A 25,248-nucleotide genomic window follows, 5' to 3' on the forward strand; every position below is an offset into this window, starting at 1 on the left:
AACATTAATAATCCCTAGATAGGCGTCTCAAGGATTATACCAGAGGCTTAAAACTCCTTGTAGTCTTGTACAGGGAGATAAACCTCTACCGAATGTCCGTTTTCGGACAATTATTGTTCGTTTTTAAGATTTACTAACAAGCATTGATTGCATCATTTTTTAAACAGCTTGATGAAATGAAAGATCTGGCATTAAGCTGCAATTTATTTAGAATTATTTCAAATAGTCGTTGTTTAAAATAATTCTAAATAATACTTTTGAGGCTGAGAACAAATCATACTTTATGAAACAGACCTTTACTTACAGCCTCTTTTTCTTCTTTACAAGTATAATTCTGGCTTTCGCGCAAAATGGAAATCTGCAGGGATCTGTAAAAACATCAGATGGCAGTCCAGCTGAATTTGTCAACATTACGATCAAGGGAAGTCGGAAAGGGGCATTAACTGACAAAAATGGAAACTACCAGTTAAAAGGTGTATCTGAGGGGACACAAACAGTAATAGCATCTTTTGTAGGACTGGAAACACAACAACAGACTGTTGATATCAAAACAGGTCAAACCACAACCCTTGACTTTTTACTAAAAGAGAATGCAGCTCAACTTCAAGAGATTGTTGTATCTTCTACAGGTCCTAACAGAGAAACTGTTTCTGTTGCCAAAATGCCACTGAAAAACCTGGAAAATCCTCAGGTGTATAGTATAATCTCTTCAGAACTGATGACTCAACAGGTTATTACCAGTTATGATGATGCTATGCGCAATGTACCTGGCATTACCAGAACTTGGGAATCAACCGGAAGAGCAGGTGATGGAGCTTCTTATTTTGCCTTACGGGGATTTGAAGCGCAAACTACCCTGGTTAACGGCCTACCCGGATTAACCAGTGGTAATCTGGACCCGGCAAATGTGGAAGAGATTCAGGTTATTAAAGGTCCTTCCGGGACACTGTTTGGAGGTAGTTTTTATGGATATGGCGGTTTTATCAATACCATTACAAAGAAGCCACATTATACCTTTAAAGGTACTCTCACCTATAATGCAGGAAGTTTTGGGCTCAACCGGATTACAGCTGATATCAATACCCCTTTAAGCAAAACAGAAAAAGTAGCGTTACGGATAAATACTGCTTATCATACAGAAAACAGCTTTCAGGATGCAGGGTTCAAGAAATCTTTTTTCATAGCACCTGCCTTGGTATATGAAGTCAATGATAGACTTTCCTTTCACTTTCTGACAGAGATACTGGACGAAGAACGGGCTGTACCTCCTGTATTCTTCCACTCAGACCGAGCAAGTACTCTTCCTTTCAAAAATCTAAAGGAGTTAAATCTGAATAATAGTCTTTCCTTTACCAGCAATGATCTGACCATTAAGAATCCAAGATTTAATCTGCAGGGACAGATGATATACAAACTTTCCAGTCAGTGGACTTCACAAACTGTGCTTTCACGCGCTACAGTTCGTTCAAACGGATTCTATACTTATATATGGGATGACGTATCAGGTGATAATTACTTCAGTCAATATTTTCACAAAGAACAACAGGTAACCTATACAACAGATATTCAGCAGAACTTTAACGGAGACTTTAAGATCGGAAGTCTACGAAACCGTGTAGTGATTGGTCTGGACTTCTTTAACCGAAATGTAATTGACAATGGATCTGGTTGGGCATATGCTCGTGGTGTTACACCACAGGGAGATGTCAACTATGTAGAGCCTTTTTCTGGCGATACCCTCCCTCCTGTTTATCTGACTGAGGCATCGATCGACAACATTCTGGCAGGTACAGAAGGAAGCCACAGTAATATAAGTAACAGTTCCTATAGCATATATGTATCTGATATACTCAACATTACACCTGGTTTACTAATCATGGGTAGTCTGCGTGGAGATTACTTTGACTCCAAAGGTGAGAAAAGTACTTCTGAAGATGATTTTGACCAATTTGCACTGTCTCCAAAATTAGGTTTAGTGTATCAGCCTGTCATTGATAAAGTATCGCTATTTTTTAACTACATGAATGCATTTATCAATGTAGCTCCACAACAGGTTACTGATGCAGATGGAAGCAATCCTCGTGTAAAATCTTTCAAACCCGAGCATGCAGACCAACTGGAGTATGGAGTAAAAACCAGTTTATTTTCAGATAACCTATATGCAACTTTATCTGTCTATGATATCAAAGTATCTAACCGGGTAATGCCAGATCCTTCCAATCCCCGCAGTGTGACACAGGGAGGCAAAGTAGGCAGCAAAGGATTTGAGCTTGAACTAACAGCTAACCCATTACGGGGATTGAATATTATTGCCGGATACAGTCATAATGAAACCAAAGTTATTGCAGGAGATCAAACCGATTTTTATAGTGAGCCAGGCAGAAGTCCGGGTGGCCAAGGTCCTCAAAATCTGGCAAATCTATGGGCAACCTATCAGTTTACCACTGGCAAACTTCGCAATCTGGGCATTGGCATTGGTGGAAACTATGCCAGTACCTATAAAGTAATTGATAATAGTCAGACAGGTATATTCAATTTGCCCAGTTATACGTTACTTAATGCAAGTGTATTTTACAATGCAGAACGATTCCGTGTCTCATTCAATGTTAACAATATAACCAACGAAGTCTATTATATAGGTTACTGGTCTGTCAATCCGCAAAAACCCAGGAATATAGCAGTTGGTTTTACCTATAAGTTTTAAGTAATCAAACTGCCTAACAACAGTATTCTATATGTTAGCTAGCAACTTATCCGAACCGTAACAATACTGAATTTACGACAAGCCTTACTCTTGCGTTTAATTCACAGCAAAAGACGGCTTGCGTATAGTTCATGGCAAAAGTTTTTTTAGCAATGGAAAGGCAATCTGTTCGATCAATGAGCAGATTGTGTTTTGTTCATAGCACTTTTGACTTTGATCATAACTCCGATCATTTTTTTGGCTGCGCATAACTCACCGCAATCAGCGGGTGCAGTGAATTATGCACAACTCTTTTGTGAAGTCAATGAAGCACATGCACAGATTTTAGTAAATCCGATCAAGGCATTATTCTTTCACTTTCAAGAAAAGAGAGATTGCGAATGGTGGAAAAAGAACGAGAAAAGTCTAAGATAGCTTATTAATTAACAGATAAGAGTTCTAATAGGTATGAAAGTGGAACTATACGAGTTATTTAGATATAAACTATACCTGATATACCCGTGCCCCAAACTTTAGTATCTGAGCAACAATAAATTAAAGTTTATATCAATTGGGTTATTCTCATTCAGCCTAGTGTATATTACCAATCCTGCCTACCCATTTATCACAAGGCTAGCCTACCTACTTGAAAGAATTTGATTTTGTACAGGCTTTTCGGATAATTTACCCTTTCTACTAACAAAAATTCATCACAGAATACACTTACCCTCTACTATTTACTCAATCCCCCCTCTATAATATACAATTTCTGCTATTGATTATGCTTTGGAAAGTGTATGTTTGCACCATACATTATAGAATTTTTCAGACAAAATATTGACTATTTTCTATACCAATACATATGGTGGGGAGATTTTGCATAGGAGTGGCTATTTTCTGCATAGGTTTACAAAGTGTTTGCGCACAGTTTCATCCCAAAAACCTTATCAGACACTGGACTAGTAAAAATGGACTTTCCCAAGGAGTGGTAAACAGCGTTACTCAAGACCAGCAGTCACGTATGTGGTTTGCCACTGAAGATGGATTAAATCAGTTCGATGGCTATTCCTTTCGGGTATTTCGCTATAACCCTGACTCAAAAATCAGCATTGCAGACAACTTTATTCAAAGTCTGTTTACTGACTCCGAAGGCACACTCTGGATTTCTTCCCGAAAAGGGTTGTTACAATTTGATGCAACTCATGAAACGTTTCTACACTATCAATACGACTTTGGCAATTATCAGCAACATGCTTATAATGATGTAAGCTTTATTACAGAGGGGAGTGCCCATAACCTATGGATAGCCTGGTATGGTGGAGGCTTTGCCTCTTTTAATAAGAAAAGTAAGAAATTTACGCCCTATATTCCTGAAACTTATCCAGATTTGCAGAATACCAAAACAATAAGCTTATGGGAAGATAAGTTTGGTCTTTTATGGGTAGGGACACAACAAGGAGGTCTGGAAGTATTTCAGGTCAGTGGTGGGCAAGTTATAAAAAAGATCTCCTCCCTTTCGATTCCCAAATTCCAATCTGCCAATGTCTATTGTTTTGAGGAAGATAAAGCGGGTAATATCTGGATAGGCACCAGTGTGGGATTGGCAATATATAAAAGACTCGAAAATAAATTTTTCTTCTTTGACTCCCCTGAAACCTCTATTGCCTCCATTCCAGTAAACTCTCTGTTGATCGACTCAGGAGAAAATCTATGGATTGGCACATTGGCAGCAGGTATCTATCAACTTGATTTACGTCAGCTTCAAACGCGGTCACTAGAAGAGTGTAAGTTTATCAGTATGAAGACTATTGGCTCTTCAGATATTTCCAAACGAACCATTCAGTCTATCTATGAAGACAAAGACAAAAATATCTGGATAGGAACCTATGGGGATGGGGCTTATCTGGTTAGTAGTAGTAAGGAAAACTTTGTACGTGTAGAAAAAAACATGTATACCAGTTCAACTGCCAGCAAAGTACCTTTTTATGGTATGTGTTATGACCCTGAGGGGAACTTATGGCTGGGAACGGATGGGGATGGTATCTATAAAACTGACTTATATGGCCGTACACTAAAACATTTCATAGCAGGTAAAGGCCCTGGTAAACTTACTGATAATGCTATTTTGGCAGCCCTATGGGATGCACAGGGACGTTTATGGTTAGGCTCTTATGCACATGGGGTGTTCTTATATAATCCAGCCAATGATTCATTTGTAAACTATCAGTATCTGACTGAAGATCCGTTAAAGCAGGGAGGTAATGATGTTCGGATAATTTTTCAAGATTCGAGAAATCGTATCTGGATTGGTACCAATCGCGGAGGTCTTTGCCTACTTGATGAGAAAAATAAAACCTATTCCAACCTTCCGTATTTTAGAGGAGCTTTGCGAGAAGGCGATGTGCGTTCGATTACCGAAGATCAGCAGGGAAATCTATGGATTGGCTTTTATGGCGATGGCGTTTATTCTTACAATCCTGTTACTCGTTTGTACAACCGTTATTTCACAGATTCTCCGGAAAGAGAGCAAATTAAAAGCGACATTGTCTTTGCCATTAAATCTGACAGAAGCGGACGAATCTGGATGGGAACAGGAGGTAGCGGATTATGTGTATTTGATCCTCAACATAATACACTCAGACGGTATAGTGAGAAAAATGGATTAGCGAATAATACGATCTATTCTATCTTGTGTGATAAAGACGAAAATATATGGGTTAGCACTAATCTGGGTATATCAAAATTTGATAGGTCTCAGCATGTGTTTTTTAACTATGATATATCCGACGGATTACAGGAAGGGCAATTTAATCCCGGTTCAGCCTTATATAATCAAGTAGGAGGGTATATGTGTATGGGGGGAAGCCAAGGAATGAATATGTTTTATCCTGATCAGGTAAAGGAAAGTACCCAATGCTCCCGCATTTTAATCACAGGAATATCTCTTTTTAACAAACCCGTTCATATCCGTGATACATTAGATGGCAATCCAATTTTACAGAAGGCTATTAGCCAAACTAAACACATTACACTGGAACACGATCAGAATCTATTAACATTTGAATTTGCAGGTGTCAATTACAATTACCCTGAAAAAAACAAATATAGTTATATGCTGGAAGGGCTTGATAAAGAGTGGAACTTTGTTGGCAATGCTCGTACAGCTACCTACCGTTATCTGAAACCTGGTGATTATGTCTTTAAGGTCAAAGTATTTGCGAATGCCAATATACGAAATGAAGACTTTACCAGCATCTCTGTCACTGTGAAGCCCGCTTTCTGGCAATCGCCTTTGGCCTATCTTTTCTATGTATTGCTACTGATAGCTGTTGGCTGGATCGTTTTTTCTGTGATCAGACGGGAGATCAAGCTTAAGAAAAGATTAACAGTTGAACGAAAGCAACGTAGGTACGAACGTCGTCTGGTTCAACAAAAACTGACTTTCTTTACAGAAGTCTCTCACGAGTTCAAAACACCTCTAACCCTAATGTTGGGTCCGCTGGAGGAAATGCTGGCAGAAGAGCCTCAATCCTCTCAAACCGGACGAAAGCTTCAGATGATGCATCGCAATGCCCATAAATTGCTGGATCTGATCAATAAATTGCTGGATTACCGCAAGCTGGAAAACGGAAAAGTAGTACTGAAGGTAAAACCGGATAATCTGGTAAGCTTTGTAGAGGATATTGCAGCTACCTTTCGTCCATTGGCTCAGCACCGGAATATCTTGTTTCAAGTAGACTCTGAACAGCCATTTATTTTAGCCTGGTTTGATAAAGAGAAACTGGAGATGGCATTAAACAATCTGATATCCAATGCATTCAAATACATAGGCAAAGGAAATCATATTATAGTAGGCATTTCTGTTCAGACAAATGAAAAATATCCGGAAGACTGTGCCCTTATTTCAATTAAGGATGATGGTATAGGAATACCCAAGAAATATCAGCAAGCTATTTTTGACTGGTTTCATCAGGGAGAATCTTCTGGCTCTATGAGTTCCGGTATTGGTTTATCTTTAGCCAAAAAGTTGGTCCATTTGCATAATGGTGAAATAGATGTAGAAAGTCAGGAAGGGGCAGGTTCTACATTCAGCATTACGATTCCCCTAGGGAATGAGCATTTCAGACCTGAAGAAATAGCAGTTCCTGATGTATCAGAGGGGCAAACCTATTTTGATGATACATTATACAGGCAGGATTCGATTCAAGATAGCCTCAAACCTCACTGGCAAAATCCATTATGGCAGGCGTCCTTCTATAGTGACTCAGAGTTACCGGGAAAAAAGAAAGGTTTTCCCAGCCTGCTTCTCATAGAAGATGATGAGGAAATACGGCTTTTCCTGAGGGAGTTTTTTGAAAAAGAATACAGAATCTTTGAGGCTCCAAATGGCAAAGAGGGTTATAATCTGGCATTAAGCTGCCACCCAGACCTGATCATCAGCGATATTATGATGCCAGAAATGAGTGGCATTCAACTTTGTCGGAAGTTAAAAGAGAATATACGTACCAGCCATATTCCTGTGATCTTACTAACAGCCCGTTCAGGCATATCCAGTCATAAAGAAGGTATGGAAATTGGGGCTGATGCTTATCTGACAAAACCTTTCAGTACGGATATTTTGCGCCTGACGGTACATAACCTACTTGACTCCCAGCAAAGACTTATGCGATTTTATCGCAATTACTTTGCATCAGAAGGAAGTCAAACAGAGCGATCTGCCAAAAATGAGGGGATTAATCCACTGGATGAGAAATTTCTGAACTCAATTAACGAAATGCTGAAATCCAATCTGGATAATCCGGAATTTACTATTGAAGAGCTATCGGATGTATTGAATATGAGTCGTTCGCTGGTATATAAAAAAGTTAAAATGCTCACAGGTCTATCTCCCAACGAATATGTACGTTCCTTTCGGTTGGCAGAAGCAGCACGCCTGTTGAAAAGCAGGCAATACAAGGTGTTTGAGGTAGTTTATATGGTAGGATTTACGGATTTGAAGTATTTCAGACAATGTTTTGCCAAAGAGTTTGGTTGTTCCCCTTCTGAGTTTATCAAACAAGAGTAGATATTTGACTCGCAAATAGTTTTCGTAAGGGAGCTTGCATCTGCTGTAAAAACTATTTCCGTAGTATGTAGTATTCGCTGACCATACTCTGTAAGTCACTCTTGAACCTCATATAGTTCTTCAGTCGTGATCTTATACTCTGTTTCTACAGGGTTATTAAAAGCCAAAAAGCGGATCATTTCTTCAAATCAAATATCCCTTACTGCCAAAACAGATGAAATAAAGCTATTGATGCTTCATGACTCAAATAGAAAATCCCGGAATTCTAATAAAGAAAAGACAGAGTCTGTTTACCGTTATGCCTGTATCTGTCTGATATTCTATAAAATCTACATTTACTCCGCCTTCTTAAAATCACCTATTTTTCTCCCGATATAGTACAACTGTTGTAATTTTTATCAGATTACCCCAAATCTTACTATAAATCCACATATACCCCCTCTTTTTCGTTAATTATCCCCCTCTGCAACCAATCATTTTCATTGACATTTGAGGTGTTTAAGGGGTGAGGTGGGGTCAGAAGAGGCCAGTTTGTCTTTTTTGGCACCACCGTTTTTCATCTTCATTGTCAGCAGGTGTTCTTACCTGAAAAACTTAGTATCATCCTTCTTCCAGAATCGGCGAAGCAATGTATAGGCGATGACATATGGAATAACAGATAACCTCTTAGAGATAAGAAAGCTGGCTCCTCTGGCTATAACTCAAAAGTTGAAAAACCATACACTATTTTATATAACCCTTACAAGATAGCCTTTTTCCTAAGATAGCTATCTGTTTGTTTATTCATCCTAATCAACACATGTATGATTTATTATCTACCTAAAAAATTGAAGCAAGTTACCCTATTGCTGCTGTTATTAATTCTGTATCTGGGTTCCAATTCAACTTGGGCCCAGTCAGGAAGGCGTATACAGGGTAAAGTAAAAAATACAGAAACAGGAGAAGAAATTCCTGGCGTATCGGTTATCATTAAAGGTACCACACAGGGTACTACCACCAATGCAACTGGTGACTTTTCCATTGAAGTACCCGGCTCTGATGTTATTCTTGTTTTTTCCTCGATTGGTTTTACCACAGAAGAAGTAACTGTAGGACAGCAGACAAATCTTTCTGTTAACATGGCCCGTGATCTGCAAACCCTTTCAGAAGTAGTTGTAGTCGGCTATGGTGAACAAAAGAAAGAAACTCTTACAGGCTCTATCTCACAAATCAAAGGAGAAGATATGATTAAAAGCCCCCAGCCCAATGTGTCAAACACTCTGGCTGGACGATTTTCGGGTATAGTTGCCAGTAACCGTGGTGGAGAGCCTGGCTATGATGGAAGTAGCTTTACAATCAGGGGGTTGGCAACAACCGGAAATAACGATGTACTGATAGTTATTGATGGTATTCCCGGACAACTTGGTGGTCTTGAGCGCCTCAACCCCAACGATATCGAAAGTATATCTATCTTAAAAGATGCATCTGCGGCAGTATACGGCAGTCGTGCTGCTAATGGGGTAATACTGGTTACTACCAAACGCGGAAAATCTGGCAAACCAACCATTTCCTATAGTTATAATCAGGGATTCTCCTCTCCCACCCGTCTACCTAAAATGGCAGATGCTGCCACTTATGCTACTATTCAGAACGAAATAGACTACTATAATAACAAATCAGGTGGTATGTTTCAGCATTACAGTGAAGAAGAGATTCAAAAATTCCGTGATGGATCAGATCCTATCAATTATCCCAATACAGACTGGGCTAAGGAAACACTGAAAAAAGTTTCTTTGCAGAACCAACATAACCTGTCTGTATCCGGTGGACAACAAAATGTGCGGTATTACCTGTCTCTGGGAAAAATTTATCAGGATGGCATTTATAAAAAAGGAGCTACCAAATACAATCAGTATAACTTCCGGTCAAATATAGATGCGGATATAACAGAAAATTTTAAAGTATCCTTGTCACTTGCTGGTCGTCAGGAAGATCGTCAATATCCTATCGCCAGTGCAGGTAATATTTTCCGTGCTATTTACAGAGCTTATCCTACTGCTATAGCAACTTATCCCAATGGATTACCTTCTACAGGTATAGAGAACAACAATCCGGTTGTTATGGTTACCGATCTTGGTGGTACCAATGTCAATCCGATATACGTTTTCAATGGTATTCTTAAAGCCAGTTATACTATACCCAAAGTAAAAGGATTATCAGTAGATGGATTTTATGCTGGAGACAGAACCTGGAACTTCTCCAAAACATTTAACAAGCCTTATACGCTGTACTCCTATAATAATACTTCCAATACATACCAGCCTACCATTACAGGAGGATCATCGGGAGCAGCTACCTTATCCCAAAGCCAGGAGAATACAGCCATGTATACTGCCAATTTTAAGGTTAATTTTCAACGACAGTTCGGTAGCCATTCTGTTAATGCATTGGTTGCTTATGAACAAAGTAGAATACACAAAGAGACATTTGGTGCCTCACGCCTAAATTATCCAACCGTTCAAACACCAGAATTATCACAGGGTGGATCTGCAGCTACCGACAGAAACAACTCAGGATCAAGTTATAACTTTGCCAGAAGAAGCTACATTGGTAGAATAGCCTACAACTTCAAAGAAAAATACCTGGCAGAAGTACAGATGCGTATTGATGGTTCTTCTACCTTCCCCAGAGGTAACCGTTACGGATACTTTCCGGCTATTTCAGCAGGATGGCGTGTTTCAGAAGAAGACTGGTTCAGCGAGAATGTTTCCTTTATCAATGACTTAAAAATCAGAGCTTCTTATGGACAATTAGGGAATGATAACGTAGATATGTTTCAATACTTCAATAACTATTCTTTTAACAGCACCTATGTTATTGGAAGTGATAAACATGCCGGCATTGATCTAACTAAACTTGCCAACGTAGCAATTACCTGGGAGACAGCAAAGAAAACCGACATTGGCTTCAATGCTACATTCCTACGCAACTTCACTCTGGAATTTATTTATTTTAAACAAAACCGTTCCAACATTCTGGCTACCCGTAATGCCTCTATACCTGGTGTAACAGGTATTGTAAATCCTTATGGTGGTTCATTGGTACCTTCTGAGAATATTGGTAAGGTAAATAGTGAAGGGTTTGAAACTACAGTAGGCTATCAGCACAGAGGCAACTTCTGGTATAGTGTCTCTGCGAATATGGCGCTTGCTAAAAGCGAGATTGTATTCATCGACGAAGCCGGCTCAGTACTGGATTATCAAAAACAAACAGGACGTCCATTGAACACCTATCTACTCTACAATACAGTGGGTATATTCCGTTCAGAAGCTGACCTGGCAAAATATCCTCACCTTTCCGTTGCGCAAGTTGGTGACCTGATTATCCAGGACTATAACAATGATGGACAAATCACTGCCGATGATCGTGTTCGTACTAAATATGGAAATATTCCACAGATTACTTATGGGTTTAATGCCAATGCAGGCTGGAAGAACTTTGATATATCCCTGCTGTTTTCTGGTCAGGCCAGAGTTAGTCAATATGTATTGCCTGAAGCCGGAAATGTAGGTAACTTTTATAGCAGTTGGGCCGACAACAGATGGAGTCCTTCCAATCCAAATGGCAGCTATCCCCGGGTAGATACCAGAGCTTCGTCTTCTGTGAATGGAGGCTTATATGCTAATAACTTCTGGTTGAACAATGCTTCATTTATACGTCTGAAAAACGTTTCCATAGGATATACTCTCCCACAGCCACTGGTTGCTAAACTAGGCTTGGGCATGGTTAAAGTATATGCCAATGCATTTAACGTATTCACAGTATCCAAAGTAAAAGATTACGATCCTGAAGGTAGCAGCGAAAGTGGACAGTTCTATCCTCAACAACGGATTATTAACCTGGGAGTAAATGTTCAGCTTTAAAAGACTGGACTTTATCTCATCTATTAGCTATTCAAGGATCTCTGTTAAAAAATAAACTAGTACTACATGAAACGCAATATAAAAAACACATACATCTGGCTGACATTGATTGTTTGCATGACTGTATTTCTCAGTAGTTGTAATGAAGATTTTCTGGATGTGACTACAACAGACAGAATCTCGGATGATGCCATTACCTCTGACTCTTCTTTATTTGAAGACTATGTTATCAACCGCTATATGGGAGTTAAACTACAGGATAAGGAAGCAGAAGGTACAAATCCCGGCTTTGGACGTGGTTTCGAATATGCCCTGTGGGGATCAATTACTGATGAGGCTATTTATAACAGTGATGACAATACATGGGCTATTCATCGGGGTCTGCTCTCACCAGAAGCAACAGGCATAGCAGGAACTTTATGGTCACGTAGTTATAGAAGCATCCGTGAATGTAACTATGCACTTCAGATCATAGAAAATGTTCCTATGAGCGCATCCCGCAAACAAATGCTGATTGCTGAATTAAAGTTTATCCGGGCATTCCGCTATCATGACCTCATCCGAAATTACGGAACTGTTGTTTTGATGGGAGATAAAGTATATTATCTGAGCGATAATCTTACAGACGAATCTCTTTTTAAGAGAAGTACCATTGCAGAAGGAATTACGTATGTGGTATCCCAACTGGAAGAGGCAGCAGCAGGTTTGCCAGCGAGTAACACTTCTGCATGGCCATTGGGTCGTGCTACCAAAGGAGCTGCACTTGCACTCAAATCCCGGTTGTTACTGTATGCGGCAAGTCCCCTTTATGGAGCTTCGTCCTGGGAAACAGCAGCAAAAGCAGCAAAAGATGTTATGGATCTGGGATCTTACTCACTACATAACAATTACCAGTCACTATTCCTGACTCCATCCAGCAATGAAATTATCTTTGAAAGGCTATATGTAATTGGAGCACGACATGTTTGTCTTGAAATTTCCAATGGAGCAAACGGTTATGGCGGTTGGGCAGGTAACACACCACTCCAAAACCTGGTTGATAGTTATGAAGTAGTAGAAGATGAAAACACTGCGGTTCCTTTTGACTGGAATAATAGTGCACATGCATCCAAGCCTTATACCGATCGTGATCCTCGCTTTTATGCTACCATCCTGTACAATGGCGCCACCTACCGGGATCGTCAGGTTGAGACCTTTACGCCAGGTGGTCAGGACAGCAAAGATGGGAAAGACAACTGGAATACATCGAAAACAGGTTATTATTTACGGAAATTTATTGATGAGAAACTGCCTATTAACAATCCTTGGGATGTGGCAGGGACACAACCCTGGATCTATATGCGTTATGCAGAGATTCTGTTAAACTATGCAGAAGCACAAAATGAAGCAGCAGGTCCTGATGCCTCTGTATATTCAGCCATCAATCAGATCCGAAGTCGAGCAGGAATGCCTGACTTGCCTATAGGATTATCACAAAGCGCTATGCGCACAGCTATTCAGAGAGAACGGCAGGTTGAGCTGGCATTTGAAGAACATCGCTTCTACGATGTGCGCAGATGGAAAATAGCGATGGATACAGAGAACCAGCCAGCTTATGGAATTACTATTACTAAAAATGCAGATGGCACATTTGCCTATACACGCAAAGTGGCACTGGATGGTCGTAAGTTTGAAGAGAAGCATTACTGGCTTCCGATCCCTCTTGCAGAAATACAGGCTTCCAACGGCAAGCTACAACAAAGTCCCAACTACTAATTAATATAAACAAGGATGAAGCTCATTTTAAGCCTTCATCCTTGTCTATAGCCTGATAAGGCTTATTTTTTAGTATTCTACCCGGTCTTTTCAAAATATATTTTCAAAAAGATCGGGTAGAGTATTGTTATAGTAGAAGAAACTGTTTACTCACCTTTAGCTTTATAGCTCAAAGAAGCCTCTGAAAACACTTTTATATCAATCAAACCAATACTAAAATAGCTCTTAACAAGCTTTAAATTAAACCTGGTTATGAATATTTCTTTACTATCTCTGAAAAAGAGCCTCCAGTGGACCCTCATAAGCTTGTTATCCTTTACTTTACTTCTGGCAAGTTGTTCGATCCACAATCAGAAACAACCGCAAACCTCAAGTATAAAAAACTCAGTCATTATCCATCTGGATCAACGGCAGCAATACATTCGTAACTTTGGTGCTTCTGATGCCTGGACATGCCAATTCATTGGCAACTGGCCTCAGGCAAAAAAAGAACAAGTTGCGGACTGGTTATTTAGTATGGAAAATGATGCCAACGGCAAACCCAAAGGAATTGGTTTAAGCTGCTGGCGATTTAATATTGGAGCCGGAAGCATGACCCAGAATAATATTTCAGATGAATGGAGACAAACAGAAGGCTTTTTAAAATCAGATATGAGTTATGACTGGTCGAAGCAGTCTGGTCAACGTTGGTTTATGCTGGCCGCTAAACAACGGGGCGTAGAACAGTTTATAGGATTTACCAATAGCCCACCTGTTCAGTTAACCAAAAATGGTAAGGCATTTTCATCCAATGGAGAACAGGCTAATATTGCACCGGAAAACTATATTGCGTTTGCTAAGTTTCTGGCTGATGTATCCCGACAATTTTCCAGTGATGGAGTACCTTTCACTTATCTGAGTCCATTCAATGAACCCCAATGGGATTGGACAGGTAACGGACAGGAAGGCACGCCTTATACCAATACAGAGATAACAGCTATCACAAAAATACTTGACTCTGTATTGACAGCACAAAACCTTTCAGTAAAGATCAAACTGGCAGAAGCAGCCAAACTGAATTATCTGTATGAGAAAGCGGATAAACCTACACGTGGCGAACAGATTTATACGTTTTTCAATAATCAGTCACCTTTGTATGTAGGTAATCTCTCTCATGTAGACAAAGTTATATCTGGACATAGTTACTTTACATCAGCTCCAGCGGAAATCTTAAAAAGTGTACGTCAGAAAGTTGCCACAGCAATTCCAACAGCCAGTGTGCCCCTTGAGTTCTGGCAAAGTGAATATTGCTTACTGGGAGATCAGGAAGAAGTAACCCCATCCGGCAAAGATACGGGTATGACACCAGCCTTGTATGTAGCACGTTTGATACATCATGATCTGGCGATAGCCAATGCTTCGGCCTGGCATTGGTGGCTGGCAGTTACAGCGTATGACTATAAAGACGGACTAATCTATGCCACTAAAAACAAAACAGATGGACAAGTAGAGGAGACCCGGTTGATGTGGGCAGTAGGCAATTTTAGCCGATTCATTCGTCCAGGCTCACAACGTGTAACTGTCACATCTGATAACCGGGATGTAAACAATGTAAATGGTGTGATGATTTCTTCTTATGTGTCTGCGGATGAAAAACAACTTATTACTGTCCTGGTCAATAACTCCAATAGTGATGCGAATATTCTACCTCAAACGGAAGGAGGCAGTGTTCAGAAATGGAAACCTTACCTGACTGGCTCAGGGACAGATGAAACGCTTAAACCTTTGGCTACCATAGCAGCCGGACAATCCATTACAATTCCCAAAAAGTCAATTGTGACTCTTATAGGTGATATATAGAATGATGGTCCAAGCTTTTATTTTTACAAGCCTCTCTTATCGATAAGAGAGGCTTGTAAAAATAAAAGCTTGGACTCACCTATGTTTAGATCTGAAATATTCCTTAACAATATTTCTCAAATTTACTGTATATATTTCATTCATGAGAAGTTAGGTAAAGCTAAAAATTCACCTTCTTCAATGATCTCCATTATTCCAGAGCTTTTCTACAATCTCTTCCGAAGTGTATTCAAAGTAGTTTCCGCTCTTATCTTTCTGACGCAGAAATAACTTTTGATTGTAGGTTTTAAAGTTTAGCTTGAGAAGTTTGTCAAAATATCTCCCACTTGCAGTAGTTCGAAAGTAAAAAGTAGCATTAAAACTGTTTTCCTTCTCATCTGGTAGTTCAAACCTAGTAAGACGTCTGACAATTTCTGTAAGCTCCTTTTTGTTCAGATCATTTATTCTGCCAGGGTCTGGCAAGCTGATGTCAAATGCCAGATTTTCGGCACCTTCTTCTTCCCACCATTCCCAAAGGTTAAATGATGACATTTCCTTTCCAGTAATGAGGTGTAGTTTCGCCTCCAGCTTTTTGTATTCAATTGACTGTTCATCGCCTGTTTTCTCACAATAATCGGCATAATCCAGAATAAGCCTGAGAATATGTGAATATCGGTCTTCGGCTATGTTAAATTGTGGTTCGATCTCTTTTCGTAATTCCATTGGGTGGTTACTTTGATACTGGACACTTATACCAGAGGCAGGAAAAATTGACGATAATTTGTCAAATCTTTATTCTCCGAAAAAAGCTGTTCACACAGTCATTCCGAAAATTCAGCCAGAAGTGCTTTGTAACTGTCTGGTGTTAAATATTTATTATCGGGTAAGTCTATCTTCTCTCTATAAGAAAGCAAATAAGTATATACTTCCTGTTTTAGCTGCGTCAGGTAAGGGCTATTTGTTGCTTTTCCCAGCTGGACAATATCCTGTATGGTTTTGAAGCGTACTGCTGAGGGAACTGGAAAACCCAGTCTAATACGAATCTGTTCTATTTGCTTTATCAAATGGGTTATATATTCGACTGTGACAAACTTTTGTCCCAATACTTCAAAGACATTTTCTGCGGTACTTTCAAAAACAGGTCTACAAATCTGACTTAAAACAGCATCCATCTGACTTATTGCTTCGTCCAGCTCAGCACGGGTTTTCAGTTCTGATGATTGATAACACATACACGAAAACTCTCCACTCGTATACGAAAACTGCTCCTGTACCAATGGATCAGCAACCTGTATCTTTAGTTTTATTTCAATACGAACGGCATAGCTACACAGTATAACAGGTACAAGTATAATGTGAAGATTATTTATTTTTCGCAGAATCACTCCTGGTTGCTTCCAGAAACTCAAATACCCCTCTTCTTTTGCAATATCCTTGTGCTTTCTAATTTTGAGTTTTAAGTCGCTAAAAGGCTGATTAATCCTGTTAATAATCATTTCCAGACACTCCTCCTTTGCTCCCATCGATTCATTGATTGTCTGGATCTGGCTTATTCCAAAGCCTTCATTTATTCCTATATTCATACGAAAATTATCCAGATCTGGCATCTCGCCACAGAATGATTCGATGAGACCCAAACCTACATTTGTGTCTGCAATCCCCTGTTTATATTCTTTCAAAGTACGAATATCCAGATCAGGGATAGAGGTATCATAACAATCTTGCTCTTCAGGTAATAGATCACCTTTATCAGTAACAATCTTTGACCTGCGAACATGCTTATGTCGTATGACTTTGCCTGCATGAATCTTAACAATCATAAAGTCCATTGCGGTATCATTGCCAAATACCAAGAGCATGTCTGCATTGGGGAACCAGCTTTCCCATTTACTTCTTGTTTTCGCAGAAAAATGTCCTTCTCCAAGAGACTCATGTAGTGAATGAATAATGTAATCTCCACACAAAATGGTAAAACCTTTCCAGAAACCAATCGAAATTCCATGTTCGTTGATTGCTGAATTATACTCAATACCCTGCTCACAAATTCGCTGAGTAGTATAATCCACTGGCCAGGAAGCAGGATTAAGTGCTTTGAGAACGCTACTGGCATCAGCAAAGGGCTGTGAGCGAATGATAATTGTGTTAAAATAAGTTGCCATTAAGATCAGGTAATTGTGACTTAAAGCTAAACATATAAAACCTGTTAAGAATACGATTTTATTCCAGAAACTTACAAACGAGTAAAGGTTTTAGAAGTAAATATGTATTATTTTTTAGTATAGGTTGTTTTCAGTTTCTTTAAGCTAGAGATCTTGTATATACTGAGAAGAACATTCCTCATTCTGCACTCTCTTACCATACTTTTGAGATCGGAATTATAAGTAGCAGCCTAAACTCATTTATGCGCTAAAAAGTAAAAGAAAGATTCCTTCAACAGACTGCCAGGAAATCTGCTGCAAAGCCCTAAGAAATATTCTTATGAATGCAGTCAGTGTCTGTCTTATTTGGATGGAAGGACAAACACCATCATGTAAATTAGTACGACTATCCGTTATCTATTATTCATACAAGAAGTTAAATAGATTCATAGATGTTTTTGGAACCCTCAGAGAGCATTTCGGAGAATAGGTTGGTTTCTCATAAGATATTGCATAGCTGTACCCAGTTCCAGTCTACTATCATTGTCAATTTCCCCAATAAAATCTTTTTCTGTCAGGTTAGTCGCCAGAATGCCCTTTCGTTCTTTTGAAGAGTGCCACCCATAGATATAATCAGCTGTAATATTACCTTTTATATCAAACCAATGCCCCGATTCTATAATCAGGTGAGCCTTAAGATTCTCTCCAACATCCAGACTATAATCACAGGCAGAATCTGCTACAATAGTATTGGAAACAGTAAGGTTGCCAGCAATGCAAATCTGGGAGAAGGTAAATAAATGGTTTGTAGTGACATTACCCAGAACTAATAAAAGTGAAATATTTACTTCCAGGCAATCTTCCAGAATACCTGGAACAGTCAGGTTACCATTTACGATCACAATGTCATCTTTCACTGCCAGATAGGGTAAAGTGATATCACCTTCGTAAAGAGCAATCCGGGAAGATTCATCTTCTACAAATTCAGCAAATGCCTCCAGATGAACAGACATCTCTTGTTGCACAGTCGATTTTGGACTATTTTCTAGCAAACCAAAGGCTTCTTCCAAGGTAATAAAACGAGGTTCTGACATATTGATTACTTGGTTCAACAGTGTATTTACATCCAATTCAGCGATAGCAAATCCTGGCAATCAGGAGGACTTTCGACACCGAATGCTGTGTATTTCTTGGTAAAAGTCAATTTGCCATCCGCAATCTGATAGTGATTGATTACATAACAAATATCTCTCTCATAATCCTCTTCTCTGTACATCCATGCAAAGGTGCAATCTTCTACACATTGCCCTAACTCTACCAAACAATTAGGATAAGCTTCTACTGGATTGTAAACTGTATCAGTATGCAGATATATTGTTTGCCTGGTCAAGTCTACTTTTATGAACATAGCTACTCGTCCTCCATAATCCGGAAGGTCATGTTTTGCAAAAATGGATTCTGCAGTTTCACCCATGCCTGGTAGTATATTCAACTATACATCAAATTATCGAAGAGAAGGAGACAACTGGCAGTAAAAACAGATTCATGTATCATTCCTTTGACTAAGAGAAGTAAAAAATAGTATTAGTTAATGAATGGTTACTAATCATTTAGTTATCTACAACCAGGCACCTTCTTCAGAGGCATCGGCATATCCTTCTGCATTTGCCAGCAAGCTACCGGCCATAAATGACAGAAACTTCCGTCGTTCAGGAGTCGCAGCACCAAAACATCCTCCTTCTTCAATACTGTATTGTAGCGTATCCACCCATACTTCTCCTTCAAATACCCCATTCATGACTAAATACAACCCATCCTGGCTATCACTATAGCCCAGAAACAGACATCCCAGTTCATGAGAGCCATCAATCGCAAATAACTCTTGTAGTGTATTCCCTTTGTGCAGGATTTTCTTTCTTTTCAAGTATTTGATTAGCTCTTTCACTCCTTCTTCTTCCTCTTCTTCTCCTGCAAAATAAGAATCCAGCATCACCCACGCCTTAATTTTCCAGTAATGATTAATGTCATGTATTTTATCAGCTGTAATAGGGAATGGGGTTTTCAAGATCTGAATGGCATTCTTCTTTTTTTCCATCACAATCGGATTCCTCCAGCAAAAATAGCTCCCTCCTCCTTCTCCTATTTCCATCAAATACACCTTCAGTTCATCAGGTAGCTGAATCTCGTGTTTGGTCTGATAGGTTGTGATTTGTTTTTCAGACCATGGCTTGAGCATGTAATCTGTTTCTGGAGCACTATCTACCTGGTTTCGCATCTTTTCCCATCCTGACTCGTAATATTGTTTTCGCAGTCGTACAGCCACCATTCGTTGTTTAATCAGGTTAAGCACATCTGCATGTTGTACTACCAGTGGATGTGCTGGATTCAAAAACTGGTTTACTACCTTTGTCTGTTCATCTTTGACTAGCTTTTCAAACGCTTTTTTGTCTTCCTTTGCTTTTTTGATGGCAGCTTTCTCTTGTTGCTTCTTCTTTTTTATCCATTGCAGGTAGGGCTCTGTATCTTTCAGATCATCAAAATCTGTATGTTCAGGATGTGCAGTCAGCATCTGATACACAATAGCATAGGCTTCATCTTCACGATTTAACTTAAGGAGCAGACGTACTTTGGTATCATGTATGTATTTGCGATTATCCCAGTCTAAATGATGGAAACCAGCAAATACATATCCCTTGTCCAGAACTGTAAGAGCATGTTCCAGCCTGTTTTGGTCTTTGATGTATAGATATGAAAGCCATCCTATAGTATTGGCTTGTTGACTTAACATATTTTTTTGCCACTCTGCCCATATATGGCTTTCTAGAGAGAGCAACATATTTATACATTTTTCGGCTTGGGCTAGAGCAGGTTCCAGATAACGTTGCTCATCCTCTACAATACCAGGTTCTTTATCCAGAATAGCATTCCAAACCCTGAGTTTCCAGTCTTCGAGAACAAGTTGGGCACTATACGGATAGATAATATTTGTTCCTTCAGGGTATGGTGACTTAGGTATATTATCGGCATCATCCAGATTAATAGGTAGTCCCATATTCCGGTCATCTATCTTGACATAGGACAACGAGGGCAATAGGATAATCAACACCTCAATGTTCTGAATAATCTGCTCAACCATTGTTATATCTACCGATTTTTCAGTTATCTGACCATTTAGCTTCAGACAGGCATTATTAGTTGAGACGTACAATTGTTTAAATTTCTGTGTTTCGCTCATGTAAAAAACTATTTATTGACCCAATAAGCATTGCCATAATTTTGCAGAATCAGCTATATGGTAACTGTATTCCTGACCAGATGTGAGTATCTTTTGCTGTTCCTTTTCTGATAACAACTGCCAGGATGCAGATTCATCAAAGGCGTCTTTGCCAAATTTTTCAAACAATGTTTTGTAGTCAGGATCAGGCAATTGTGTAGTTTGGTTAGTTTTATGTGAATAGTATCCACCTATACCCCATTCACAGGTCAGTTGGCCTTCTATGGCAAAATCAAAATGAGATACAAAAAGAATTGGAACATATACATTACCCCATACAGTCCCTCTTCCATACATTAACTTTTCAACTCTAACGTCTCCCTGGATTTCGGTATGATCCCCACAGATTAGAACATCGGCATGTACATTACCTGTTACAATACAATAACAATCCGTACCATAACTCTGTACCTGACGATGAATTGTCGGAGCAGGATTACCTGGATAGTAATGAAAATGCTGGCTCCATTCTTCTCCAAAGAGTAAGTCACCCGAATTGACCAGTTCCATATATCCGCTTGTTGTCAGATCACCTTCAACAATCAAAATACGGACACCGGAATTCCACAAGGAAAAATTACCTTCTATATGTAAATCACCTTTATGGATAACAATATCTTGTTCTTTAGATGATTGAATGCCAGGATTCTTCGGAACAGATAGTAACGCTTGCTGTAGTTGAGGTAATTTTACTTGTTCGGCTGATTTGTAAAATTCCTTCATTGTCAATGTTCGATTCCGAAAACTTTTAAATTTAGAGTTTTTAGGCAGGGTGGTAAAAAATGAAGATGAACTCATAGACTTGATTGAATAGAATTTATAAAATCAGTTTTCCGAAAGAAGCTTTTTCCTTTTTCGAACATTTTGTAAGATCCTATCTTATTGGACATTGTCTGTACTACCTGTTAAGTCAACTTCTACTAGTCTGGGCATTTTTCTAATCACAGCTGGTATTCCGTTAAATTGATTATTGGTTAAATTCAGATATGATAAATAGTTTAGATTGCCAATAGTTTCCGGAAGGAATCTAAGTTGGTTTGCAGATAAATTTAATTTGTCTAGCATAGACAGATTAGAAATCCATTCAGGCAATTCAGTAAGCTGATTTTGCTGTAATTGCAGTTCTCTCAGGTTCCTCAAACTTTTTATATAGACTGGCAATGTCTTGAATCTATTAGAGGACATATCCAGCTTGGTTAGATATGTTAGATTTTTAAGCGACTTTGGTAATGTAGAAAGCAGGTTACCAGAAATATTTAGTTCTGATAGGTCAATTAACTGACAAATAGATTTCGGTAGTTCTGAAAAAAGATTATCTGATATATCCAAAACACTTAACACAGTTAAATTCTCAAGAGAGTCAGGTAGGTAGGAGAATTGGTTATCTGATAAATCTAGTTCTTCCAGTTTACACAACCTTCCAATACCCTCTGGAACCACAGTAAAGTAGTTCTTTGATAAACTCATATACAGCAATTCGACTAATTCGCAAATGGCATCTGGAATTTCTGTCAACTGATTATGATTCATATAAAATCCTACCAAACTTGTTAGATTACCAATAGATTGGGGCAGTGCAACAAGTTGATTGTATTCCAGATACAACCAAACTAAGTCTTTCAACTTGCCTATCGATTCTGGTAATGAAATCAGTTGGTTATTTGATAATCCCAACGTTTGCAGCTTTGTTAGATTCCCAATAGAGCCAGGTAAGGTAGATAAGTGATTCTCATAAAGGCTCAAATAGGTTAGTTGAGAAAGTGTTGTAATTGGCTCTGGAAACTCAGAAAATTGATTCCTTGACAAATCTATGTATGTCAAATTTTTCAGATTTCCAATAGAGTTAGATAGTGACTGGATTGCATTTTTTTGTAAAGACAAACTCTCCAAATATTTCAGATCGCCAATTGAGTCAGGAAGTTTAACTAATTTATTGTTATCTAAATTGAGATAAGTTAGGCTGGTTAATTCTCCAATCCATTCCGGAAGTGACATTAGTTGGTTACCTGACAGGTTCAAATGTTTCAATGCTGTTAACTTTCGGATAAAATCAGGTAATTCCGTTAACTGATTCTGATTGATACGCAACATTTCCAATTCTGTTAATTGTGCAAGTATATCAGGCAGTTGGGTCAGACCTTTATTACTTAAATCCAATGTCTTTCTTGAATAGATATCGACAATCTTTTCTTCAAGTGAAACCTCAGAATGTTCTACTAGCCAGTGTAGCAGATACAATTGCTCAATCTGGTCAGTAAGTGTATCAATGTTCACCTGCAGTGATTCAGCTAGTTGCAATCCAATTGTTACATTTTCAAGCTGTCCGGAACGTAACAGCCGGTAAATATTTTCTTCGTGCACAGATGAATAAAAGTAAAAAGTTTAACCTAAACTACTCAAGTTGATTGGTATACCATATAAAGGCCCACAGACATATTTTGGGTTCCTACCTCTCCTGTTTATCTACCCTATTCTATTATGACTACTCCAAAATTGAGACGCAAAGATTCTTCAAAAATTATACTATCCAATCCCTTTCTATAAAATTGATCAGATTACAAAACGTTTGCTCAATAGCCTTTCTGTTTTGATCATTGTCCTGCTGACGTTTAGCCAATGACATAACTCCTGTTTCTTTACTAATGAAACCTAAGTTGTATCCCTTTTTCTTAAAAACAAGCCGACTATTTTGGTCACCTTCTATCATACTTATTTCAAAGCCATTGAACTCAGTAAAAGGGGTTGGCAGTGTAGACAGATAGAAACAGGCTTTATCAAAATTTTCAGCCGAAAAGCAATCCTGATACATCCGAAGCTTTCGGGGCGTTGTGTCCATTACTGATTTAGTAAGGTTTAGTTTTTCCATCATTAGCTCAAATCAAGGCCTGAAAAGCTGCCATCATAAGCAAACCTATGCAGTTCAGGCAAAAAACATATTCGAGTTCATCCCAGAAATAGGTTATAGTTTTCTTTACAACCTGAGTTAAAATCATGATCACAGTATCCTTTCTGCCGCATAGTCTTAATAAATATTACCCTTGTTGTTTTTTTACGTTGGATTCAGTAGTAAAGATTCTACTTTTTGAAAAAAGTAAATTACTGTTCCGGATGAATGTTTTTTGGGATCAGTTAACCGAATTCGAATGCACTTTAGGTATCTATTCAGATCTTAATTGTCCATTTAAATAAAGTCTGCTTTTTATAGTGCAATTATTTTGAGTTTTGGTGTAAGTGAGAATATGAACAAAATGGCTGTTTTTTTATGTAAGGCAATATTAATATCTGGCTGAACACAGATATTGCCATTTTTTTTACAGAAAACGAAAAGAAATTCCGAATGAAAGCAGTATTTTTCCAGTAATTGCTTGTCGGAGTTTTTGTGATGGTGTTGAAAGTCTTTTAGTAATATAGAGTCATTTTTAATACTAGAAAGTTATAGATATAATAGAGCCAGCTATGTTTATTTTGCTGGTCTCGGCAGATTATTACTGTTATATATTTTATAATTATTGTTAGAGCTTGCTTAAACTAGTAAAGGTTATCATCTCCTGTGATAGATAGCCTTTTGTGTCATTATGTACTCGAGAAACATGGAAATTCATCAATTAGAACAGAGACCAAACACAGAGACATTACCGTTGGTTTCGGTAGTAATGGCAACCTATAACGGTAGCAGGTATATTGCACAACAACTGGAAAGTATACTAGGACAGACCTACCCAAATATTGAAATTATTATTTCTGATGACGCATCTGTAGACCATACACAGGAAATACTACAGAACTATGCAAAAAGATATGAAAATATACGTCTTCTCTTACATTATGAAAATGTAGGATACGTAAAAAACTTTGAAAGGGGAATTATTGCCAGCACAGGATCTCTTATTGCTCCCAGCGATCAGGATGATATATGGAAACCTGAGAAAATAACCAGACTTGTATCTGCAATCAATACTAGTGACATTGTTTATTGTGATTCAGAGCTAATCTCTGCAGAAGGTGAGCCACTGGGTTTACGATTATCACAAATCAGAAGATTTACCAGTTTTAGTAGTGTGCTTAACTTCACAGTTGGGAACTCTGCTCCCGGACATGCCATGCTTATCAAACGGCAGGTAGCAGAGAAGGCACTCCCCTTACTAGCATGCTCATCTCATGATTTCTGGCTCGGATTTGTGGCAACCTTCTCAAATGGAATCTCTTATCTGGATGAGGTACATGTACAGTATCGCCAGCATGAAAACAATGTATGTGGAGCCTTTAATAGTAAGGACAAGACAGGAAAAAAATTTAAACGCATGAAGCAATCCAGACAAATCAGACAAGCAAATGCTCGTATCAGAATTAATGCTATGTACGAAAAGTGTCCTGCTGAGCTCCAAGAGTATAAAAAGATTCTAAGGAATTTATCCGAATCCTACCAAAGTTTTTCATTTCTTAGAAACTGGAATCGGATGCTGCTTTTCTTCACCTATCGGGAGCAGATACTTGCCCACAAACACAGAAATACATTTAGAAAATTAGCCTACTGCTGCAAGCTATTTTTCACAATACAGTGAATATAGAACTACCACTTTCCATTTTCGAGTAAATAAACCCATCCTGATCAG

Annotated in this window: 14 protein-coding genes; 6 read left to right on the forward strand and 8 right to left on the reverse strand. The window is 38.7% G+C overall.

What is annotated here, in order from left to right:
• Positions 1 to 283: 283 nt before the first annotated feature.
• From QNI22_RS33325 to QNI22_RS33345, 5 genes are all read left to right on the forward strand, one after another.
• Complete coding sequence (locus tag QNI22_RS33325) at positions 284 to 2,704, forward strand: TonB-dependent receptor (RefSeq protein WP_314517830.1); 2,421 nt, start codon at positions 284 to 286, stop codon at positions 2,702 to 2,704.
• 841 nt (positions 2,705 to 3,545) lie between these two features.
• Positions 3,546 to 7,748 (forward strand): hybrid sensor histidine kinase/response regulator transcription factor, encoded by a 4,203-nt coding sequence (locus tag QNI22_RS33330; protein ID WP_314517833.1) that lies wholly within the window; start codon positions 3,546 to 3,548, stop codon positions 7,746 to 7,748.
• A gap of 803 nt (positions 7,749 to 8,551) precedes the next feature.
• Positions 8,552 to 11,650 (forward strand): SusC/RagA family TonB-linked outer membrane protein, encoded by a 3,099-nt coding sequence (locus QNI22_RS33335; protein ID WP_314517836.1) that lies wholly within the window; start codon positions 8,552 to 8,554, stop codon positions 11,648 to 11,650.
• A 66-nt stretch (positions 11,651 to 11,716) separates the two neighbouring features.
• The gene (locus QNI22_RS33340) at positions 11,717 to 13,405 is read left to right on the forward strand and encodes a RagB/SusD family nutrient uptake outer membrane protein (protein WP_314517837.1); all 1,689 of its coding nucleotides are present in this window, start codon (positions 11,717 to 11,719) and stop codon (positions 13,403 to 13,405) included.
• 252 nt (positions 13,406 to 13,657) lie between these two features.
• A complete protein-coding gene (locus QNI22_RS33345; RefSeq protein ID WP_314517839.1) occupies positions 13,658 to 15,244 on the forward strand; it encodes a glycoside hydrolase in 1,587 nt (528 codons plus the stop codon).
• 177 nt (positions 15,245 to 15,421) lie between these two features.
• Here the strand turns inward: QNI22_RS33345 and QNI22_RS33350 are convergent, their stop codons facing one another.
• The 8 genes from QNI22_RS33350 to QNI22_RS33385 form a co-directional block, all read right to left on the reverse strand.
• On the reverse strand, positions 15,422 to 15,946 hold the full coding sequence (locus QNI22_RS33350; protein WP_314517842.1) for a hypothetical protein: 525 nt from the start codon (positions 15,944 to 15,946) through the stop codon (positions 15,422 to 15,424).
• 98 nt (positions 15,947 to 16,044) lie between these two features.
• Positions 16,045 to 17,382 (reverse strand): hypothetical protein, encoded by a 1,338-nt coding sequence (locus QNI22_RS33355; RefSeq protein ID WP_314517845.1) that lies wholly within the window; start codon positions 17,380 to 17,382, stop codon positions 16,045 to 16,047.
• A gap of 446 nt (positions 17,383 to 17,828) precedes the next feature.
• The gene (locus QNI22_RS33360) at positions 17,829 to 18,455 is read right to left on the reverse strand and encodes a hypothetical protein (protein WP_314517846.1); all 627 of its coding nucleotides are present in this window, start codon (positions 18,453 to 18,455) and stop codon (positions 17,829 to 17,831) included.
• Between the two features lie 26 nt (positions 18,456 to 18,481).
• Complete coding sequence (locus QNI22_RS33365; RefSeq protein WP_314517849.1) at positions 18,482 to 18,835, reverse strand: hypothetical protein; 354 nt, start codon at positions 18,833 to 18,835, stop codon at positions 18,482 to 18,484.
• A gap of 144 nt (positions 18,836 to 18,979) precedes the next feature.
• Positions 18,980 to 20,596, reverse strand: a complete 1,617-nt coding sequence (locus QNI22_RS33370; protein WP_314517851.1) for a hypothetical protein — start codon at positions 20,594 to 20,596, stop codon at positions 18,980 to 18,982.
• Between the two features lie 12 nt (positions 20,597 to 20,608).
• On the reverse strand, positions 20,609 to 21,433 hold the full coding sequence (locus QNI22_RS33375) for a hypothetical protein (protein ID WP_314517852.1): 825 nt from the start codon (positions 21,431 to 21,433) through the stop codon (positions 20,609 to 20,611).
• Positions 21,434 to 21,514: 81 nt separating this feature from the next.
• Entirely contained in the window at positions 21,515 to 22,996 is a 1,482-nt protein-coding gene (locus tag QNI22_RS33380) for a leucine-rich repeat domain-containing protein (protein WP_314517854.1), read from the reverse strand.
• 157 nt (positions 22,997 to 23,153) lie between these two features.
• Positions 23,154 to 23,471 (reverse strand): hypothetical protein, encoded by a 318-nt coding sequence (locus QNI22_RS33385; protein ID WP_314517856.1) that lies wholly within the window; start codon positions 23,469 to 23,471, stop codon positions 23,154 to 23,156.
• 754 nt (positions 23,472 to 24,225) lie between these two features.
• Here QNI22_RS33385 and QNI22_RS33390 point away from each other — a divergent pair.
• On the forward strand, positions 24,226 to 25,197 hold the full coding sequence (locus tag QNI22_RS33390) for a glycosyltransferase family 2 protein (protein ID WP_314517859.1): 972 nt from the start codon (positions 24,226 to 24,228) through the stop codon (positions 25,195 to 25,197).
• Positions 25,198 to 25,248: the final 51 nt, after the last annotated feature.

Origin of the sequence: Xanthocytophaga agilis, from assembly GCF_030068605.1 — a bacterium.
In the GTDB taxonomy this organism is placed as follows: domain Bacteria; phylum Bacteroidota; class Bacteroidia; order Cytophagales; family 172606-1; genus Xanthocytophaga; species Xanthocytophaga agilis.

Bases quoted from the DNA above. Each gene is read 5' to 3' on its own strand.
- QNI22_RS33325 (WP_314517830.1), top strand. From the start codon at position 284: ATGAAACAGACCTTTACTTACAGCCTCTTTTTCTTCTTTACAAGTATA.
- QNI22_RS33330 (WP_314517833.1), top strand. From the start codon at position 3,546: ATGGTGGGGAGATTTTGCATAGGAGTGGCTATTTTCTGCATAGGTTTA.
- QNI22_RS33335 (WP_314517836.1), top strand. From the start codon at position 8,552: ATGATTTATTATCTACCTAAAAAATTGAAGCAAGTTACCCTATTGCTG.
- QNI22_RS33340 (WP_314517837.1), top strand. From the start codon at position 11,717: ATGAAACGCAATATAAAAAACACATACATCTGGCTGACATTGATTGTT.
- QNI22_RS33345 (WP_314517839.1), top strand. From the start codon at position 13,658: ATGAATATTTCTTTACTATCTCTGAAAAAGAGCCTCCAGTGGACCCTC.
- QNI22_RS33350 (WP_314517842.1), bottom strand. From the start codon at position 15,946: ATGGAATTACGAAAAGAGATCGAACCACAATTTAACATAGCCGAAGAC.
- QNI22_RS33355 (WP_314517845.1), bottom strand. From the start codon at position 17,382: ATGGCAACTTATTTTAACACAATTATCATTCGCTCACAGCCCTTTGCT.
- QNI22_RS33360 (WP_314517846.1), bottom strand. From the start codon at position 18,455: ATGTCAGAACCTCGTTTTATTACCTTGGAAGAAGCCTTTGGTTTGCTA.
- QNI22_RS33365 (WP_314517849.1), bottom strand. From the start codon at position 18,835: ATGGGTGAAACTGCAGAATCCATTTTTGCAAAACATGACCTTCCGGAT.
- QNI22_RS33370 (WP_314517851.1), bottom strand. From the start codon at position 20,596: ATGAGCGAAACACAGAAATTTAAACAATTGTACGTCTCAACTAATAAT.
- QNI22_RS33375 (WP_314517852.1), bottom strand. From the start codon at position 21,433: ATGAGTTCATCTTCATTTTTTACCACCCTGCCTAAAAACTCTAAATTT.
- QNI22_RS33385 (WP_314517856.1), bottom strand. From the start codon at position 23,471: ATGGACACAACGCCCCGAAAGCTTCGGATGTATCAGGATTGCTTTTCG.
- QNI22_RS33390 (WP_314517859.1), top strand. From the start codon at position 24,226: ATGGAAATTCATCAATTAGAACAGAGACCAAACACAGAGACATTACCG.